This is a genomic window from Acinetobacter sp. WCHAc060025 (genome assembly GCF_004209355.1).
Classification (GTDB): Bacteria; Pseudomonadota; Gammaproteobacteria; order Pseudomonadales; family Moraxellaceae; genus Acinetobacter; species Acinetobacter wuhouensis.
The window spans coordinates 54,270-74,072 of record NZ_SGSX01000012.1; the positions used below are offsets into that span (position 1 = coordinate 54,270).

19 protein-coding genes are annotated in these 19,803 nt (G+C 38.2%); 12 read left to right on the plus strand and 7 right to left on the minus strand.

Annotated features, from left to right (window positions below):
• Positions 1–77: 77 nt before the first annotated feature.
• Positions 78–563, plus strand: coding sequence for a MarR family winged helix-turn-helix transcriptional regulator (locus tag EXE09_RS11490; RefSeq protein WP_068974597.1), 486 nt, complete (start codon positions 78–80; stop codon positions 561–563).
• Positions 564–649: 86 nt separating this feature from the next.
• On the opposite strand, the gene EXE09_RS11495 is transcribed toward EXE09_RS11490, so the two are convergent.
• The gene (locus EXE09_RS11495) at positions 650–2,524 is read right to left on the minus strand and encodes an ABC transporter ATP-binding protein (RefSeq protein WP_165382062.1); all 1,875 of its coding nucleotides are present in this window, start codon (positions 2,522–2,524) and stop codon (positions 650–652) included.
• 302 nt (positions 2,525–2,826) lie between these two features.
• On the minus strand, positions 2,827–3,969 hold the full coding sequence (locus EXE09_RS11500) for an alpha-hydroxy acid oxidase (protein WP_130117365.1): 1,143 nt from the start codon (positions 3,967–3,969) through the stop codon (positions 2,827–2,829).
• 376 nt (positions 3,970–4,345) lie between these two features.
• Between EXE09_RS11500 and lpxB the strand changes: the two genes are divergently transcribed.
• The gene (gene lpxB / locus EXE09_RS11505) at positions 4,346–5,518 is read left to right on the plus strand and encodes a lipid-A-disaccharide synthase (protein WP_130117366.1); all 1,173 of its coding nucleotides are present in this window, start codon (positions 4,346–4,348) and stop codon (positions 5,516–5,518) included.
• 45 nt (positions 5,519–5,563) lie between these two features.
• On the opposite strand, the gene EXE09_RS11510 is transcribed toward lpxB, so the two are convergent.
• Both EXE09_RS11510 and EXE09_RS11515 read right to left on the minus strand, forming a co-directional pair.
• Entirely contained in the window at positions 5,564–6,142 is a 579-nt protein-coding gene (locus EXE09_RS11510) for a hypothetical protein (RefSeq protein ID WP_130117367.1), read from the minus strand.
• A 197-nt stretch (positions 6,143–6,339) separates the two neighbouring features.
• Positions 6,340–7,212 carry a DUF2797 domain-containing protein gene (locus tag EXE09_RS11515; protein ID WP_130117368.1) on the minus strand — a complete coding sequence of 291 codons (873 nt, stop codon included), beginning with the start codon at positions 7,210–7,212 and terminating at the stop codon, positions 6,340–6,342.
• Between the two features lie 32 nt (positions 7,213–7,244).
• Between EXE09_RS11515 and EXE09_RS11520 the strand changes: the two genes are divergently transcribed.
• The 3 genes from EXE09_RS11520 (at position 7,245) to EXE09_RS11530 (ending at position 8,982) form a co-directional block, all read left to right on the plus strand.
• Complete coding sequence (locus EXE09_RS11520; protein ID WP_068974602.1) at positions 7,245–7,715, plus strand: DUF6231 family protein; 471 nt, start codon at positions 7,245–7,247, stop codon at positions 7,713–7,715.
• Positions 7,716–7,840: 125 nt separating this feature from the next.
• Positions 7,841–8,446 (plus strand): YidB family protein, encoded by a 606-nt coding sequence (locus EXE09_RS11525; protein WP_068974603.1) that lies wholly within the window; start codon positions 7,841–7,843, stop codon positions 8,444–8,446.
• 80 nt (positions 8,447–8,526) lie between these two features.
• A complete protein-coding gene (locus EXE09_RS11530) occupies positions 8,527–8,982 on the plus strand; it encodes a hypothetical protein (RefSeq protein WP_130117369.1) in 456 nt (151 codons plus the stop codon).
• Between the two features lie 49 nt (positions 8,983–9,031).
• On the opposite strand, the gene EXE09_RS11535 is transcribed toward EXE09_RS11530, so the two are convergent.
• The 3 genes from EXE09_RS11535 to glnL form a co-directional block, all read right to left on the minus strand.
• A complete protein-coding gene (locus EXE09_RS11535; protein ID WP_130113110.1) occupies positions 9,032–9,742 on the minus strand; it encodes a hypothetical protein in 711 nt (236 codons plus the stop codon).
• Between the two features lie 132 nt (positions 9,743–9,874).
• A complete protein-coding gene (gene glnG, locus EXE09_RS11540; protein WP_068974606.1) occupies positions 9,875–11,356 on the minus strand; it encodes a nitrogen regulation protein NR(I) in 1,482 nt (493 codons plus the stop codon).
• Complete coding sequence (gene glnL / locus EXE09_RS11545) at positions 11,346–12,452, minus strand: nitrogen regulation protein NR(II) (protein ID WP_087551783.1); 1,107 nt, start codon at positions 12,450–12,452, stop codon at positions 11,346–11,348. The genes glnG and glnL overlap by 11 nt, the downstream gene beginning before the upstream one ends.
• Positions 12,453–12,814: 362 nt before the next feature.
• Here glnL and rimO point away from each other — a divergent pair, with 362 nt between their 5' ends.
• The 7 genes from rimO (at position 12,815) to rseP (ending at position 19,790) form a co-directional block, all read left to right on the plus strand.
• Positions 12,815–14,158: a 30S ribosomal protein S12 methylthiotransferase RimO gene (gene rimO, locus EXE09_RS11550; protein WP_068974608.1), complete on the plus strand. Its 1,344-nt coding sequence runs from the start codon at positions 12,815–12,817 to the stop codon at positions 14,156–14,158.
• Between the two features lie 87 nt (positions 14,159–14,245).
• Complete coding sequence (gene pyrH / locus EXE09_RS11555) at positions 14,246–14,974, plus strand: UMP kinase (RefSeq protein ID WP_068974609.1); 729 nt, start codon at positions 14,246–14,248, stop codon at positions 14,972–14,974.
• A gap of 121 nt (positions 14,975–15,095) precedes the next feature.
• Entirely contained in the window at positions 15,096–15,650 is a 555-nt protein-coding gene (gene frr / locus EXE09_RS11560) for a ribosome recycling factor (protein ID WP_068974610.1), read from the plus strand.
• Positions 15,651–15,658: 8 nt separating this feature from the next.
• The gene (uppS, locus tag EXE09_RS11565) at positions 15,659–16,411 is read left to right on the plus strand and encodes a polyprenyl diphosphate synthase (protein WP_130117370.1); all 753 of its coding nucleotides are present in this window, start codon (positions 15,659–15,661) and stop codon (positions 16,409–16,411) included.
• Positions 16,411–17,235 carry a phosphatidate cytidylyltransferase gene (locus EXE09_RS11570; protein WP_068974612.1) on the plus strand — a complete coding sequence of 275 codons (825 nt, stop codon included), beginning with the start codon at positions 16,411–16,413 and terminating at the stop codon, positions 17,233–17,235. The genes uppS and EXE09_RS11570 overlap by 1 nt, the downstream gene beginning before the upstream one ends.
• A complete protein-coding gene (gene ispC / locus EXE09_RS11575) occupies positions 17,236–18,432 on the plus strand; it encodes a 1-deoxy-D-xylulose-5-phosphate reductoisomerase (protein WP_130117371.1) in 1,197 nt (398 codons plus the stop codon).
• A gap of 2 nt (positions 18,433–18,434) precedes the next feature.
• A complete protein-coding gene (rseP, locus tag EXE09_RS11580; RefSeq protein ID WP_130117372.1) occupies positions 18,435–19,790 on the plus strand; it encodes an RIP metalloprotease RseP in 1,356 nt (451 codons plus the stop codon).
• Positions 19,791–19,803 lie beyond the last annotated feature (13 nt).

Below are 19,803 nucleotides of genomic sequence, written 5' to 3' on the forward strand. Positions count from 1 at the left end.
ATGTTTTAGAGAAATTGCTTATAAGGATATTTTTCTCTAATAACAATAAATGATAAAGACAGTTTGGATCTTGTGTAATGTCAAATGAACAGATTAGCACGCATGATGCTAATTTATATGCCATCAATAACCGTTTAACCTTTAGATTATTTCAATTGGGTAATACGCTTGACCGTATGAGTAGTAAAGAACTTGGTGTTTCTCCTGTGCATTGGGCGGTATTGGGTGCTTTGTCTAGAGAGCAAGTTCGTGAGGGAATGTCGTTTTCTGATCTCACTGAATATTTAGGTGTGAGTCGTCAAAACTTAGATGGTGTGTTAAAGCGTTTAGAGCGTGACCAGCATGTCGTCAGATTTGCAGATCAAGTAGATCGCCGTGCCAAGAAAGTGATGATGACAGAAGAGGGACGGATTTTTTGGGATCAACTTGAACTAAAAATATATGAATATTACCGTCAAGCAATGGATGGTTTTGCTTTTGATGATAAAGTAACTTTTGTGCATTTCTTAAATAAGTTAAATAAAGGTATGCAAGCCGTGAAATTAGAAGCGAATAAAAAATAGATTTTATAAGCTCTTATCCAATATATTTTCACTCAATAAAAAAGCCATGCGAAATAGAGCATGGCTTTTGTTGGTTATTCAGATAGTTATTTTATGGGTGCTTCATCCTCCTCATCGGATTCAGCTTTTTTAAGTTCAGGTTCAACCAAAAAACCACCCGTTTGTCGTTGCCATAATTGTGCATAAATACCATTCTGCGCGATCAATTCCTCATGTGTACCTTGTTCAGCAATATGACCTTGATCAAGCACAATTAAGCGATCCATTTGTGCAATGGTTGAAAGACGATGTGCAATCGCAATGACGGTTTTGTTTTCCATCAACTCATCTAAGCTAGACTGAATAGCTGCTTCAACTTCAGAATCGAGTGCACTGGTTGCTTCATCTAAAATTAAAATCGGTGCGTCTTTTAAAAATACACGGGCAAGGGCGATACGTTGACGTTGACCACCTGAGAGTTTAACACCACGTTCGCCCACATAAGCATCAAAGCCAGTGCGACCACGTAAGTCAGACAGTTGAGGAATAAACTCATCTGCTTTGGCCTTGCGTACAGCTTCTAACATTTCTTCATCAGTAGCATCTGGACGACCGTATTTGATGTTTTCAGCCACAGTACGATGCAACAAAGACGTATCTTGAGTGACGAGGGCAATGCTTTTTCTTAAACTGTCTTGCGTGACATTTTCAATATTCTGCTGATCAATGCTGATTTTTCCAGAATTGATGGTGTAGAAATGCAATAGCAATTGAATAAGCGTGGATTTACCTGCACCTGAGCGCCCGACAATCCCGATTTTTTCACCCGCTTTAATGTTTAAATTAAAGTGATCAATCACATTTTTGCTGTTATAGGCAAAAGTCACATTATCAAATTGAATGTTTCCTTGAGAAACTACCAGTGGTTTAGCATCTTCTTTGTCTTGAATATTAATCGGACGACCAAGTGTTTGCATACCATCTTGAATTGTGCCGACATTTTCAAATAATTGAGATGTTTGCCACATCATAAACTCAGCCATACTGTTGAGTTTTAAAATCATTGCCGTGGTTGCAGCAATCACACCAATCGCTGCTTGACCTTGGAGCCATAGATAAACTGCTGTACCTAAAACACCTACAAAAAGCACGATAGTTAGTAAGTTAATGCAAATCTCATAAGATGTGCCTAAGCGCATCTGCTTGAACACCGTGCGCATAAAATCTTGCATGGATTCTTTGGCATACTGGCTTTCACGACCTGCATGCGCGAACAACTTTACAGTTTGAATGTTGGTATAGGCGTCGGTTACACGTCCAGTCATAACTGCGCGTGCATCTGCTTGCTCCTTCGAGATTTTCCCTAGTTTAGGAATAAAATACCACGCAGCGAGAATAAAAAGTGCAAACCAGAGTAATAGTGGGATGAGAAGAATAGGGGATACCGCACCAAGTACGACGCTGATTGTAATAAAGTAAATGATTACATAGGTAACAATATCACCGAGTATTACCCAAAACTCACGTACAGCAAGTGCTGTTTGCATCACTTTGGCAGACAAACGTCCTGCAAAATCATTATGGAAGAAGTCTAAGCCTTGTCTAAGCAATAAGTTGTGGAATCTCCAACGCAGACGCATTGGGAAACTGCTGTACAAAATCTGATGACGAACGATTGATTGCATACTCGCAAAGAAAATATTGGCGAATAATATACTGGTGAGTATGATTAAATTTTCACGATGGTTTTGGAGAAAATTCTCTGGTTTTGATTGGGTTAGCCAATCCACTAAATGACCAATTTGTGAGAAAAATAAAGCCTCAAAACTTGCGGTAGCTGCTGTAAATAAGATTAAAATCAGTAAATAACGTTTGACCCCAGTCGCAGCTTGCCAGACAAAAGGGAAGAATTTAGTTGGTAATGGTTCATTTAAACCTTTCGATGGATAGGGATCGACGCGTTTTTCAAACCACTGTAGCAACATGGAATCCTCGTAACTTTTTTAGATTGATTTGGATTTAAAAGAGATAAATAAAATTCACTAGCACTGAAAGTATTAAGTGTACTGAATCAGTCTAAATAGATGTGTCGGTGAGCATGATACATTGTATAGATTTAGCTAAAATTACACCAGTTATTTATATCGAAAAAAAACGATTTAATGTTTTTGTGTATATAGTATTTTGATTTTTAAAATTTTATTTTATAGGCTGCTTAATTGAATTTAGTTTAAGCAACCCATTTTTGCCTTTCAATTTTTAATACATGCTTTATTATTAGTCATTATCTTAAAATGCTTTTGTCCACATCTTGAATATTGACCTTGCCACAAAAAGCCATACTGAGGTCAAGCTCTTTCTTTAAAATTTCCAGAACGCGATAAACACCTTGCTCGCCATGTGCACCCAAACCATATATAAAAGCTCGTCCGATTAGACAACCTTTCGCACCTAAAGCAATGGCTTTTAAAACATCTTGTCCAGTACGAATACCACTGTCGATATAAACTTCAGTCTGCTCACCGACAGCGAGGACGATTTCTTCTAAAACGGAAATGGTTGAAGGAGCGCTGTCTAATTGACGACCACCATGATTGGATACCACAATAGCGTCTGCACCAGCTTGTACAGCAGAAATTGCATCGTCAACTTCCATGATACCTTTGATGATCAGTTTGCCGCCCCATTGTTGTTTAACCCATTCTACATCTTTCCAACTGAGTTGCATGTCAAACTGTTCGGTTGTCCATGCGGACAATGAACCTGTATTGCTGATGCCTTCAACATGCCCCACGATATTGCCAAAACTGTGACGTTTTGTACTAAGCATGCCTAAACACCAAGTGGGTTTAGTACACATGTTGATGAGATTGCCAAAGGTTAATTTGGGCGGTGCAGATAATCCATTTTTAATGTCTTTATGGCGTTGCCCCATAATCTGTAAATCTGCGGTCAATACAAGCGCAGAACATTTTGCTTGTTTTGCACGTTGAATCAGTTGTTTCATGAACTCACGATCTTTCATCATGTAGAGTTGAAACCAAAAAGGTTTGGTTGTCGCTGCTGCGACATCCTCGATTGAGCAAATGCTCATGGTTGACATAATGTATGGAATACCGAACTTTTCAGCAGCTTTTGCAGCTAGGATTTCACCATCCGCATGTTGCATACCGATCAAGCCAGTCGGTGCAAGTGCAACAGGCATTGCCACCTGTTGGTCTAGCATCTTTGTTGCGACAGAGCGGTTATCCATATCGACCAAAACTTTCTGGCGAAATAAATATTTTTTAAAGTCTTCCGAATTTTGTCGCCAAGTTTGCTCAGTCCAAGAACCTGAATCACAATAATCAACAAACATTTTAGGTACGCGTCGGTGATAAATTTCCTGCATGTCTGCAACGCAGGTGATTTTTTGTAATTTATCCATAACGATTCCTTATTGCTGTAAGTGTGTTTGGGTTGAATATTGTTAAGCCAATTCAGCGTTGAAGTTGCTCAATCGCTTGAGTTGCTAAGTCATTTTAGGACGAATAGGGTGGTGTTGAATAAAAAATAATTGAAAAGTATATTAAATGAAGATTATTTGTACATTTCATTGAGATGTGCATCGCAAAGGAAACCACAACCAAATTGGATCAAGATGACATCGTGGTGAAAGCATCGGTTAGATATTTCAATGATCTTCATGCATGTTTAAGCATACTTTTTGTATGAAATGAGAAGCTTATTTGTTTTTAAGCATTTTTAAGAAATATAAATGAGTATGATATGATGCACCTAGACTGCTAAATGGGATGAATATCTTGCAAAATCGAAAACTTAAAATTGGAATTGTGGTGGGTGAAGTATCTGGAGATACTTTAGGCGCTAAACTGATCCGTAGTTTTCGTGAACAAGGTATTGATGTTGAGTTTGAAGGCATCGGTGGCCCTCAGATGATCGCGGAAGGTTTTAATAGTTTTTATCCGATGGATATTTTATCAGTCATGGGAATTGTTGAGGTTCTTAAAGATCTCAAAAAACTATTCGCTGTGCGTGATGGTCTGGTGGAAAAATGGACTGAAAATCCTGTCGATATTTTTATTGGAATCGACGCACCTGATTTTAATTTACGTCTTTCTAAAAGTTTAAAACAAAAAAATCTTCCGATTAAAACAGTGCAATATGTGAGTCCATCCGTATGGGCATGGCGTCAGGGACGTGTTCATGGCATTAAAGCCAGTATTGATTTGGTATTGTGTTTATTCCCATTTGAAAAAGCCTTTTATAAAAAGTTTGATGTTGCTGCTGCATTTGTGGGTCATCCACTTGCAAGTGCATTGCCATTACAAAATCCAATTTTAGATGCAAAACAAGAATTAGGCTTAGATATTAGTCAAAAACATATCGCGCTTTTACCGGGTAGTCGTCGTGGTGAGATTGAGCGATTAGGGCCGTTGGTTTTAGATGCGGCTCAAATTATTCACAAAAAGTATCCAGATTATCAATTTCTGATTCCTGCAATTAATGATTTGCGTAAGCAGCAAATTGAAGAATTATTGAAGCAATATCCAAGTGACCTAGTGTCTAATATTCACTTGTTAGAAAATACAGATAAAGAGTCAAAAATAGGTCGCCAAGTAATGAATGCTGCCAATATTGTGGCATTGGCTTCTGGTACTGCTACGCTTGAGGCTTTGTTGTTGCATCGCCCAATGGTGACGTTTTATAAGCTCAATTGGTTGACGTATGTGATTGCAAGGTTATTGGTCAAAATTCCGTATTATTCTTTACCCAATATCATTGCAGGTAAAAAGGCGATTCAAGAGTTGATTCAGTCTGATGCGACACCTGAAAACCTCGCCAATGAAATTGAAAAATTAATGAATCAGGAAACAGCACAAATTCAGGTAATGCAGTTAATCACCATGCATAAAAAACTATTGGCAGGGAATAGTGAAGATCCTGTTCAGGCGATTTTAGGGCTTATAAATTGAATTGAATCGGGATTGAGGAAACTTGTCCTCAATCCATGTATAGATTTATTTGTTATACACAAAATATCTCATACCACTTCTCAGAGCAAAAGCACCGTGCATATATAAACCGCCCAACCACCATGGGACATAGAAAATATCGACATGATGATACGCAACCAGTTCAAAATGTGATAATAAACCTTCAAAGAACATTCCAGCAATAGCTAGTATTATCGCAATAATGGTTAAAAAAATTCGTTCATAACTGAAAAATAAACGGATAATAAAAGTACTGTAAAAAATGATGCTGAGCATGCTTGGATCATTGTTACCAAAGGCACTGAGTAAGTAGACCATTACAAAAAGGATTAAGCTTTCAATTAAGTGTTCAAGAGATCCTGAGGTTTGACTTTCTGTAGTGGCAATTGTATTTGGTAAAGCATGAATAAGTTGTAAATAGTTGATTGACATAGAAGAAAAAGCAAGAAAAAAACTAGGAAAGACCCACCACGCTTGGTTGAAAAGTAAAGGGTTGGGATAGCTTAATGTGTGAGTATAAACATGATAACCATCACATATTGTCGCTGTAATAGCTGCGACTAAGCTGAGTAGCAAAATGCCTCGAATATTATAATTTTGCATCTAGTTTCCTTGATTTGTTATTTCAATTTTGAAATTTAGAATCAATTAAAGCAGATTGGTTTGAATTGACAATAAATATTGTCAATGAGAGGTGGTTAAATGATGGACGGTAATCGCAAAATAAATAGCCCCTAATTTAGGGGCTATCATAGGTGGAGCTATAATTTGAATAATATCAAACTGGCATAATACAAAGGTTATTCTGCACGAAGCTTTAGCTCATAACCTGTATATTTGCGAATATTAATCACACCTGTATCCATAATCAGATATTGACCTTTTATCCCTTGTAATTTTCCACGAATCACTGGGGTTTTATCCAAATTATGTGATTTAATTTTTTCAGGATAAAGATCAACAGGGTAGACGAATTCACGCGGTAATTCATTTTCTAGAATTTCAACATTTTCATTAAAATCCAAACTCATACTGAACTCATCACGGATCAATTCAATCTGTGGTTCAAACTCAGTCAGTAATTCATCTCGAATCGTAATTAAATCAATCGGATCAGCTTCACCTTTCAGTAATTTACGCCAATCCGTTTTATCAGCCACTTGTGTACCAAACATGACCTCAAGTTGACCTGAAAGACGGCGTGAACCTACTTTCATGATCGGTAGAGCTTGGGTTGCGCCTTGGTCTAGCCAACGCGTTGGCATTTGCCCCAAACGTGTGATGCCGACTTTTAAAGCACTTGAATTTGCCAAATAGACAATATGTGGTTGAAAACAAACTTCTTGCGCAAAACTTTCTTCACGACATGTACCTAAATGATAATGACATGTTTCAGGTTTCATGATGCACATATCGCAAGAAGCCTTGGTTTTCATGCATTTAAAGCAGTGACCTTGTGAATAAGATTTCGGGGTTTTAGCACCACACGATACACAATAAATATTCCCAGTTGCTTCAAGTTCAATTTCTTGCCCTAAACTAAATGGAAGATCGATTTCTGAACGATCTAAAATAAATTTATATTCAACATTTGCCTTATGTGTTTGCTGATCAGTTAAACTAAGGTCTCTAAGACCTGCATGCATTTTATGGCAAATGCCTTGTAGTTCCATGTTTAATTACTCACTCAAAAATAGGTGCAGTTATGGCTGAGCAAAATGTCATCACTTCTATGCTAGACGATTTATCGCAAGAACAGCCAATTCAAACTGCATTGTGTATTGGGCAAAATTTAGCGCAATACAATACAAATCATTCAATTCAATGGTTTCATTTTAACGCATCTGAGCTTTTAAATCTGCCTTTTACTCAGCGATATGATTTGGGATTTGTGTTATTGGATACAGATGAAATGTCAAATGTATCAGAATCACAGAAATCACAACTCTTGGTGAAATTGCGTGATTTATTTGCAAAACGAATAGTGGTGACTTGTAAGCTTGATGATGAACAATTATTACGTGCATTGGGTTTTACGCAATTGATTGATAAAACTTCGCATGAAAATGATTTTGCACTCTGGCAATTTAATATTTTGACTTATAAGCATGTGCCAGATTGGTTTAATTCTAAGTTTTGGGCAAACCCTGAAAACTGGAATAAATTCCGTTGGTAATTTGATTTTCCTTGAGATAAAAATAACTTTTAACTTATTGCAAAATTTAACAATTTCAATTTGGTGAATATTCTAAAGCCAAGTATGCTGTACACGAGTCATAAAACTTAGAAAAGGGAATAACCATGACCGATTTATCGAATATTGTAGAAATTTTAGCGAAACAAGCGCTTGGCGGACAACAACAATCACAAGGAGGGCTAGGTGGTGGCTTGGGTGGTGTTCTAGGTTCAGTACTTGGTGGTTTGGGCGGTGGGCAACAACAATCACAAGGCGGATTGGGTGGTGTACTTGGATCGGTTCTTGGTGGATTAACGGGTGGTCAGCAACAACAAGCGCCACAACAATCAAGTGGATTTAATGGTTCTTCATTGCTGATCGCAGTTGTACCGTTGATTCTAGGTTGGATTCAGCAGAATGGTGGTTTGCAAGGTGCCTTGGCTAAATTGCAAGGTGCGGGTCTAGGTGGTCAGGTACAAAGTTGGGTGGATCCATCACAAGGTAATGGTGGTGTTGATGTTCAACAAATCCAAGGTTTATTCGGTGGTCAGCAAGTAGAGCAAGTTGCACAACAAGCAAATGTACCGACCAATGAAGTTTATGGTGCAATTTCGACTGTATTGCCACAAATCATTGATTCTTTGACTCCGCAGGGTGATTCAACAGATCACAATGAAGCAAATGATGATATTCAAAATGTGATGAATTTGGTTTCAGGATTTTTAAAGTAAATTCATTGTTCTAATGAATGCGTAAAAAGCCAATTTATATTGGCTTTTTTATTACTTATTTGTTCGTTTAAGACATTGATATGAAAATAATAAAAAACATTAAGTTAATAGTGATAAAACCTGCAAATGATTATAGAGAAACCCTTTGTGAGGTTTATTTAGATGGTGTTGCAACGCAGATTTATGTGCGGGGTGAAGTGTTAGAACAGGCCCTTTATGTAGCTGATAATCGTTACTTATTATTTACAACGGATAATGTGATTTTTGAAGAAAGTTTAAATATTTATCTAATTGAAATCGGGCGTGGTGTTCTGGATAAGCTATGGGTGGGTGTACCTTATGAAACTGATAGCTATTCAGGTTGTGAGATCCTAGATGAATATTCACTTCGATTTAGCTTTATTTACAAGCGAGATTGGCAATTATTAATTTATCAAAAACCTGCTTTTAGGGTTTCTTTTTATTCGTTTTTAGCATTTTTAACGACATTTCGTCTAAAGCGTTATTTAAGACTAAAGCAAATGCCAAAGTCTTAAAAAATATCATTAATCACAGTAAATATGCTTATATCATTTTGATCTTGATTTAAGGTTCATCTCCGATCGCTTCACTAGATTTGACGTCGCCATTAGCTTTTGTGCGGACAAATTTGATTTGACCAAAACCTTGCGCATACCATTCATCAAGTGTTTCGTCTTCGAGCTGAGATTTAAAATGACAAGCCTGATTAAACTCTAAAGTATTGTTATTATTATCAATGAATTTTAGATCTTCGAAACCAACAAATTGAACTTCAATCGTTTTATTATTCTCAGTTTTATCATTTTCATCAGTTTGTGATTGGATGACAGCATTATAAGTCATGGGAAACTTTTGTTGAGGTTTCATGTTAGATGGAAAAGTAGGTAATGGAGCTTGGAAAGTAGTTTTTACCAGAACTTCATTCGGGTTTGAACCTAATGCAGCAATGCCGTAATCTAAATTTGCCAGCATAGTGCGACCAGTGAGATCATAAATATAGTCTGTGCGAATACCATTTCCAGTTTTAATCACCGCAATGGCTTTCTGATTGTTAAATTCAGTCGATTCAATTTTTATATTGAAATCATCATTATTGAGTGTAAATTCAAAGCTAGGCTCTAATTGAAAGCAGTCATCCGAATTCAGCTTTTGATTTTTTTTAATGCTGTTTACTTTTTGTTGTTGTTCAAGCTGTATGCTGTCATGTGGTTCATTTTTAGAACAAGCCACACTGAATATGGATAATATGCTCAATACAGCAACAGTCTTTTTCATTTTAATCCTAGGTGATCAAGGTTAAATTTAACGTGGCTATTCTTTACTATGCTTAAAGAAAAAACAACCATATTCTTTGAGAATATGGTTGGAGTAAACTATTATTTTTTATAGATTTAAGTGCTTTGAATATTATTCTGTAAGAATAGACTTATCTTCTTCCTCATCGTCTTCAACAGAGTCCATACCTAACTCTTTGAGTTTGCGTGTTAAAGTATTACGTCCCCAACCAAGTAGTTCGGCAGCATGACGTTTACGACCACGTGTTTGTTGTAAGGCAGCATTAATGAGTGTGCGCTCAAACATTGGTGTGGCAATGTCTAGGATTTTCATCTCACCATTTTTAAGCTTTTGAATCGCCCATTGTCCCAATAACTCATCCCAATGGTGTAAGGCAATACGATCCACTCCAGACTGCGCATGAACAGTAGCATCTGATTTAATTGGAATTTGTTTTAACTCAGAAGGCAAGTCTTCAGGATAAACTTCACGACCCGTGATCATGACGGTTAGCCAACGGCAAGTATTTTCTAGCTGACGCACATTACCAGGCCAAGGCAGTTTTTGAATATATTCTTGGGTTTCTGGACGTAAAATTTTAGGACTAACACCAAGTTCTTTGCCTGCACGAGCAAGAAAGTGTTGTGCTAACATTGGTATATCTTCAGCGCGATGTGCAAGTTTTGGAATATGAATGCGAATTACGTTCAGGCGATGATATAAATCTTCACGGAAACGTCCATCATGCACCAGTTTTTCTAAATCTTGATGCGTTGCAGCCACAATACGGACATCTACACGTACAGGAATATGACCACCTACACGGTAAAACTCACCATCTGCTAAAACACGAAGTAGGCGAGTTTGTGTTTCAAACGGCATATCGCCAATTTCATCAAGAAAAAGTGTTCCGCCATTGGCTTGTTCAAAACGACCTTGACGTTGTGTGTTTGCACCCGTAAAAGCCCCTTTTTCATGACCGAATAATTCAGTTTCGATCAAATCTTTTGGAATTGCCGCCATATTGAGTGCAATAAAAGGCTTGCTGCTACGTGGTGAATGGCGATGCAGGGCATGTGCAACCAGTTCCTTACCAGTACCAGATTCACCATTAATTAAAACAGTGATATGAGACTGTGAAAGACGACCAATAGCTCGGAACACTTCCTGCATTGCAGGAGATTCACCGATAATTTCAGTCGATTGAATTGGTGCAGCTTTGGCAGATTCTTGTTGTTGTAACTTGTTAATATGTAAAATGGCGCGATTCACCAAAGCCAAAGCTTCATCAATATCAAATGGTTTTGGTAGGTATTCAAAAGCACCAGTTTGATAGCTCGAAACCGCAGATTCTAAATCTGAATGTGCAGTCATGATGATCACAGGTAAGTCTGGATAGTTGCTTTTGACTTTGCCTAAGAAAGTCAAACCATCAATACCTGGCATACGAATATCAGTCAGGATCACATCTGGTGCATCATGTGGAAGTTGGTCTAAAGCAGACTGAGCTTCTTCAAAACTGGTAACATCAAAACCTTCTTCTTTAAATGTTTTTTCTAAGACCCAACGCATGGCGCGGTCATCATCAATTACCCAGATTTTATTATGCGACATGGTGAGTCTCCCAAGGTAAATATAAGCTAAATACTGTTTTTCCAGGAATTGATTGGCATTCAATCATTCCGTTATGTTGATGCATGATATTTTGTGCGATGCTTAATCCAAGACCAGTCCCTTTGGCACGACCTGTAACCAAAGGGTAGAACACAGATTCTAAAATTTCTTCAGGGACACCTGGCCCATTGTCTTGAATGTCGATACGAATCGCAGACTTATTTAAGACACCATTAATTGTGACGAGGCGTTGAATACGTGTGCGTAAGGTGAGTTCAGGTTGATGGTCAACGAAAAACTCTCGATTTTCTGTCATGGCTTGAACGGCATTCACGCTGATATTTAACATGACTTGAATCAGTTGATCACGATCAGCCTTAACATCAGGCAATGACAGATCATAATCACGGGTAATTTTAATTTTCTTTTTGGTTTGATTGACAATCAGTGAGCGCACACGTTCTAAAGGTTCATGGACATTGACAGGTTCATAACTTGGCAGTTGACGTGAACCGAGCATGGTGTCAGCAAGATTTCGTAAACGATCCACTTCACTGATGATAATGTCGGTAAATTCAGCATATTGTGGATCATTTAGGCTGCGAGCAAGAAGTTGAGTTGCACCACGGATACCGCCTAAAGGATTTTTAATTTCATGTGCAACACCGCGAATCAACTGGCGTGCAACTTGGTGTTGTTGAATTAAGTTTTCTTCTTTGGAAATTTTTAACATGCGATCGATTGGGTTGAGTTCGATCAATAGCAGTGGGTGATAAGGTCGTCCAGTATTGAGTTGAGAAACTGAGTAATCGACATGCATATCTCTAAAGTTTACATTGATGATTGCTTCACGGCGGGTGTAGGCTTGCCCTGTTTTCATGCTATTGGTGAGTGCTTCCAAAGTATTAAAGCTATCATTGGGTGCATGCAGTAAATTGATTACGGGTTGACCAGCAGCACGTAAGAGGCTGATATCAAACAATGCTTCACATGATGAATTTAGATAAAAAATATTTAAGTTACAATCGACCAAAAGGATTGCTGTGGTTAAATTATCCACAAGTAGTCGGTAGTCAATTGTTGGGTATTGATCCATTAGCAGAACGTTCCTGTCTTAAAATAGCGCAATGGCATCTGCACCTCAATTTTCATTCCTGTATTTGGGAATGCACATTTATTCAATATCGTGCGCTTATAAAGCAAAATACACGCCAACTTTTATAAATTGCGCAGTTTTCTTACACGACTTATAAAAAATGCGCATAAATCGCTCTTAGTTAAAGATTTAACATCGAGAGATATACTACGCTATGATTATAGTGTTCCAAAATGGTGCATTGTAAGAAATTAATATTCGACTTGGTTTTATTTTGGTGCAATGGATAAAGAGTACCTTTTCTACCTATTTTTATCTCTAGAAAAGTCATACAATACGCGGAATATAGTGGAGCGTAATTCATGAAGTCCCCCAAAGTCGGTTTTGTATCTTTAGGTTGTCCTAAGGCATTGGTAGATTCTGAACGAATTTTAACTCAGTTAAAGACTGAGGGTTATGATGTAGCATCGGATTATGATGGTGCTGATCTTGTCGTTGTAAATACATGTGGATTCATTGAATCTGCAGTACAGGAGTCACTCGACGCCATTGGCGAAGCAATGAGTGCAAATGGCCGTGTTATTGTGACTGGCTGTTTAGGTAAAGATGAAGATAAAATTCGCCAAATGCATCCAAATGTTTTAAAAGTAACAGGTGCAGCGGCATACCAAGAAGTGATGGAAGCGGTACATGAGTACGTTCCAGAACCACCGAAACACAATCCTTTTATTGACCTTGTTCCTGAACAAGGTATTCGTTTGACCCCAAAACATTATGCATATTTAAAAATATCAGAAGGTTGTAACCACCGTTGCACATTCTGTATTATTCCAAGCATGCGTGGTGATCTTGTTTCTCGTCCAGTAGGTTCTGTACTCAATGAAGCTCAGGCGCTAAAGAAAGCGGGCGTAAAAGAAGTTTTAGTCATTTCCCAAGATACTTCAGCTTATGGTGTAGACACCAAATATAAGTTGGATTTTTGGAATGGTCAGCCTGTAAAAACTAAATTCTATGACATGTGTGAAGCACTCGGTCAGCTTGGAATTTGGGTGCGTCTGCATTATGTCTATCCGTATCCACATGTGGATGCTGTGATTGATTTAATGGCACAAGGCAAAATTCTTCCTTATTTAGATATTCCTTTTCAACACGCCAGTCCGCGCATCTTAAAGTTGATGAAGCGACCAGCTCACAGTGAAAATACATTGGAACGTCTAAAATTATGGCGTGAAAAATGCCCAGAATTGGTCATTCGTTCAACATTTGTAGTTGGTTTCCCAGGTGAAACCGAAGAAGATTTCCAAATGTTGTTGGACTGGCTGCAAGAAGCCAAACTTGATCGCGTGGGTTGCTTTACCTATTCACCTGTAGAGGGTGCAACAGCAAACGATCTTCCAGATCATGTGCCTGAAGAGATTAAACAACAGCGCTATGAACGTTTTATGGAAGTTCAACAAGCGATTTCAGCTGAGAAACTTCAAAGCCGTATTGGTCAAACCATGACAGTATTGGTTGATGACTTGGAAGAAGAATTCCCAGTTGCTGTAGCACGTTCTTATGCAGATGCACCAGAAATTGATGGTAATGTCTTTGTTGAAGATATTGATAAGTCAGTGATCAAAGCAGGTGATTTATTAGAAGTCGAAATTACCGATGCAGATGAATATGATTTATTTGCAAAGTTAATCAAGATCAAATCAGCTTAAATGCATTACGTTTAGATTCAAAATTGAATGATCTAAAGATAAATAAAATTTTAAATAAATTGTAGATATGAGTATTGGAGTTTTGTGATGTTAGATTCTAAAAAGCCACGTTATGAGCGCATTTTGCTGAAACTTTCAGGTGAGGCGCTTGCAGGAAATAAAGACATGGGGATTGATGCTCCAGTCTTAGATCAAATGTCATTATCAATTGCGCATTTGGTCGGTTTAGGTGTGCAAGTCGGTATCGTCGTGGGTGGTGGTAACTTATATCGTGGTAGCCAGTTGCAAAAAGATGGTCTGGTTGGTCGTGTAACAGGTGACCAAATGGGTATGTTGGCAACTGTAATGAATGGTTTGGCATTACGTGATGCATTGGTGCGTCGTAATATCAAAACACGTTTAATGTCAGCGCTTCCGATCGGTGCTGTGGTTGAATCATATTCAAGCCGTGATGCAATTCGTCATTTAACGCAAGGCGAAGTATGTGTATTTGTAGCGGGTACAGGTAATCCATTCTTCACGACAGATACAGCTGCATGTTTACGTGGTATTGAAATCGAAGCAGACCTTATTTTAAAAGCAACTAAAGTTGATGGTGTCTACAATAAAGACCCAAGCAAATATGATGATGCTGTAAAATACGATACCTTAAGTTTCGATCAAGTTTTAGATGAGAAACTAGGTGTTATGGATTTAACTGCAATTTGCTTATGTCGTGACCACAATGTGCCATTGCAAGTTTTTGATATGAATAAGTCTGGTGCTTTGCTTTCTGTGGTTATGGGTGAAAAAGAGGGCACTCACGTTACCAATTAATCATTTGAATGAAAGTTATTTTAACCAAGTTCATTTGAATTAATGACGTGAGCTATAAAGCTCTTTATACTACTGCAATTTTACGTTATACACATTTAGATAAATAAGTAAGGAAGATCATATGATTAACGATCTTAAAAAAGACGCTGAAGACCGTATGAATAAATCACTCGAGTCTTTGGATCATGGTTTTGCAAAGGTTCGTACAGGTCGTGCGCATCCATCAATCCTTAACGGTGTTATGGTTCCTTACTATGGTTCTGACGTACCATTAAACCAAGTTGCAAACGTAGGTGTTGAAGATTCACGTACTTTATTGGTTCAACCTTTTGAACGTAATATGGTGAGTGCAATTGATAAAGCCATTCGTGAGTCTGACTTAGGTTTGAACCCGATTACAGCTGATGCGATTCGTGTGCCGATGGCAGCTTTGACTGAAGAAACACGTAAAGACATGCAGAAAGTTGCACGTACTGAAGCTGAAAATGCCAAAGTTGCGATCCGTAATATTCGCCGTGATGTTTTGGGCGATATTAAGGCGTTATTGAAAGAAAAAGAAATTTCTGAAGATGATGAGCGTCGTGCAGGTGATGATATTCAAAAAATTACTGACAAATTTGTTGCTGAAGTTGAAAAACGTTTAGCTGCTAAAGAAGCTGAATTGATGAAGGTCTAAGATTTCTGATGACCACAACTGAAGACAATCATCTTCCAAAACATGTTGCCATCATTATGGATGGCAACAATCGTTTTGCAAAAAAGAAACAACTACAAAAAGGTGATGGGCACCGTGAAGGAAAAAATGTCCTTGATCCGATTGTAGAGCATTGCCGCAAAGTAGGCGTACGTGCATTAACTGTATTTGCATTTTCCAGTGAAAATTGGAATCGACCACAATACGAAGTTGATTTGTTAATGAAATTGTTGGAAGACACGATTCATGAACAAATTCCGCGTATGGTGAAGTTTGAGATTTCATTGAGATTTATTGGTGACCGTAGTCGGCTTTCTCTAGCGCTACGTGAATTAATGTTGCATGCAGAACAAATGACTGCTAAGTTCAGTAACATGACGTTAACAATTGCGATTAGTTATGGTGGTATGTGGGATATTGCCGATACTGCTCGTCGACTTGCGCAACAAGTTAAAGATCAACATATTGATGTGAATCAAATTAATACTGAATTATTTGCACAACAAATTAGTTTAGGGGATTTGCCAGCAGTGGATCTGTTGATTCGTACTGGTGGTGATTATCGATTATCTAACTTTTTGCTCTGGCAGGCAGCTTATGCTGAATTGTATTTCACAGATACCTTATGGCCTGAGTTTACTGTTCAAGAGTTAGATCATGCGTTCAATGTTTTTTCAGGTCGTGAGCGACGTTTTGGAAAAACCTCTGAACAACTTCAACAAGAACATATAGAGAATTTATAATGTTAGAGCGGATTATAACCGCATTGGTTTTGGTGGCAGTCGTCTTGAGTTGTATGTTTGCAACAAAGTCACCATATCCAATGATCGGGTTAATGATTGTCGCAGCTGGGGCAGCTGGTTATGAGTGGTTTAAACTCATGCCACATGAGTCTGAGGGCGTAAACAAAATCAAAGCTGCCGGCTTTGGTTTGATCACGGCTTTAGTTTCAGGTTTAGCATTGTATTATAATGATTTAGCACTCATTCTCTGGAGTGCTTCTATTTTGACATGGTTGTGTAGTCTTTATTGGGTAAAACAATATCCTGAATATGATGGTTGGTACAATGCCACTTTGTATATTGTGGGCTTGGTATTAATCAGTGCTGCGATTACTGCAGTTTTATATGTATGGAATCAATCGCCTTGGTGGTTGATGTATTTGTTCCTGTTGGTCTGGGGTGCAGATAGTGGTGCATATTTTGTTGGACGTAAATTTGGCAAAAGAAAACTTGCACCTGATGTAAGTCCAAACAAATCAATTGAAGGTTTGTTTGGGGGAATTGTGACAGTTGCAATTATTATTATTGCAGTTCAAGCAAGTTATCTCCATTTAACGCTTTCACAACATATCCTTTTTCTTGTTTTATCTATTGTGACAGTGTTTAGTTCAGTACTCGGTGATTTGTTTGAATCGATGATCAAACGCCGTGCTGGAATTAAAGATTCAGGTCGTATTCTACCAGGTCATGGTGGTGTACTTGATCGTATCGATTCATTACTTGCTGCAGCTCCAATTTTTGCAGCAGGCATGTATGTTTTAAAACTTATTGGTGTAGATTTATAGATGTCACAATCTGTTTGTATATTAGGTGTAACAGGGTCTATCGGGCGCAGTACTTTAAAAATTTTAGAACAGCATCCCGATCAATATTCAGTATTTGCAGTCACTGGATATAGTCGAATAAATGAACTCACTGAAATATGCAAACAGTATCGACCGAAATGCGTTGTTGTTCCATCACAAAAAGTGGATGAACTGCAACAATATTTTAAAGCTGAAAATATTCAAAATATCGAAATTTTAACCGATGAAGCAGGTTTAATTGCTGTTTCAGAACATCCTGAAGTGGATGTGGTGATGGCTGCGATCGTTGGGGCGGCAGGCTTATTGCCAACTTTGGCTGCGGTTAAAGCAGGTAAGCGTGTATTACTTGCCAATAAAGAAGCGCTGGTAATGTCTGGGGATTTGATGCTTCAAGCAGCAAAAGAGCACCAAGCGTTATTACTACCTGTCGACTCTGAACATAATGCAATTTTCCAATGTCTTCCTCAAAATTATTTACAAATCGAACGCCATGGTGAACCTCAACTAGGGGTGAAACAGGTGTTATTGACTGCTTCTGGTGGTCCTTTTTTGAATCATCGTTTAGATGAATTAAAAAATGTAACGCCTGTACAGGCGTGTAAGCACCCCAATTGGTCAATGGGGCGTAAAATTTCAGTTGATTCTGCGACTTTAATGAATAAAGGTCTAGAATTGATCGAAGCGTGTCATTTATTTTCAATTAAAGAACAATTTGTTACAGTCGTCGTTCATCCACAAAGTATTATTCATTCAATGGTTCAATATGTGGATGGTTCAACTTTGGCTCAAATGGGTAATCCTGATATGTGTACGCCGATTGCGCATGCACTTGCATGGCCTGAGCGTATCACTACACATGTGCCACCATTAGACTTATTTGTACATTCTCAGCTTGATTTTCAAGAACCCGATGTTGTGCGTTTCCCATCGCTTCGTTTAGCACGTAATGCAATGAAAGAAGGTGGTTTAGCACCTGCAATTCTGAATGCTGCCAATGAAATGGCTGTTGCCGCATTTTTAGCAGAAAGAATTGGATTTTTAGATATTCCTGAAGTGGTTGAACATAGCTTAAATCACGTTCAAAATGGTTCAGCAGACTCGATTGACACGATTTTGCAGACTGATCAACTTGCTCGACAAGTTGCTTCGCAACGTATTACCCAATTGGAAAGCTGATCATGAGTGTTCTATTTATCATTGTTGCTGCCATCTTTTTACTGGGCCCATTGATTGCAATTCATGAGTTTGGTCATTATTGGGTTGCTCGTAAACTGGGTGTCAAGGTCTTGGTTTATTCTATAGGCTTTGGACCAACATTACTAAAATGGACATCAAAGAAATCAGGTATCCAATACCAACTTTCAGCATTACCACTTGGTGGTTATGTTAAAATGTTGGATGAGCGTGAAGGCAATGTCAGTGCAGAAGATTTACAGTTTGCATTTAATCGTCAATCACCTTGGAAACGTATTGCCATTGTTGCAGCAGGACCCTTCATTAATCTCATTTTTGCGATTTTATTGTTTTGGATTTTATTTTTACCTGCGCAAGAACAGTTGAATACACGTGTTGGTGCGATTTTACCCAATACACCTGCAGCAACTGCTCAAATGCAAGTGGGTGATAAAATTGTTGCTATTGATGGCACTCAGGCAACGACTTGGGAAAAACTCAATTATGCCATTGTTGATCGTGTAGGAGAAACTGGACATATCGATGTTCAAGTGGAACGTGACGGTCAGGCAAAAAGCTTTGCATTGCCAATTCAAGCATTTTTAAAGGATCAAAGCCAATCACCTTTTGATGTTTTAGGTTTTACCCCTTATCGCCCACATATTCCTGCGACTGTGTATAAGTTGAGTGAAGATGGGGCTGCGATTCGTCAAGGTATGAAAGAAGGTGATCAAATTATTTCAATCAATCAAGTCAAAATGAAAGATTGGTTTGATGTGGTAGATGTGGTACAAAAATCACCTGAAAAGTTACTTAATGTTGATGTGTTGCGCCAAGGACAGCTTGTACATTTACAAGTCATGCCACAAGGCAAACGTGACAATATGGGCAACGTGACGGGAATGTTGGGGGTACAAGCTCAGACAAGTAAACTTTCGATTCCTGCGGAATATAAGCAAACGATTCAATATAATCCTGCTGAAGCATTTGTTGTTGCAGTTGAAAAAACTGGACAGCTTTCAGCCATGATTCTAAATTCTATTGTGAAAATGGTTCGCGGTTTGATTGGTTTGGATAACTTATCTGGTCCAATTACCATTGCTAAAGTTGCAGGTCAAAGTGCTGAAATGGGGTGGCAAACCTTTATTTCCTTTATGGCTTTGATGAGTGTAAGTTTGGGTATTTTAAATTTATTGCCAATCCCGATGTTAGATGGCGGTCATTTGGTTTATTACATAATTGAAGCAATTCGTGGTAAGCCTGTTTCTGAACAAATACAATTGGTTGGACTAAAAATTGGTATGGTATTGCTCGGAAGCATGATGCTTCTTGCGATATTTAATGATTTTATGCGTTTATAACGTAATAGCGGAT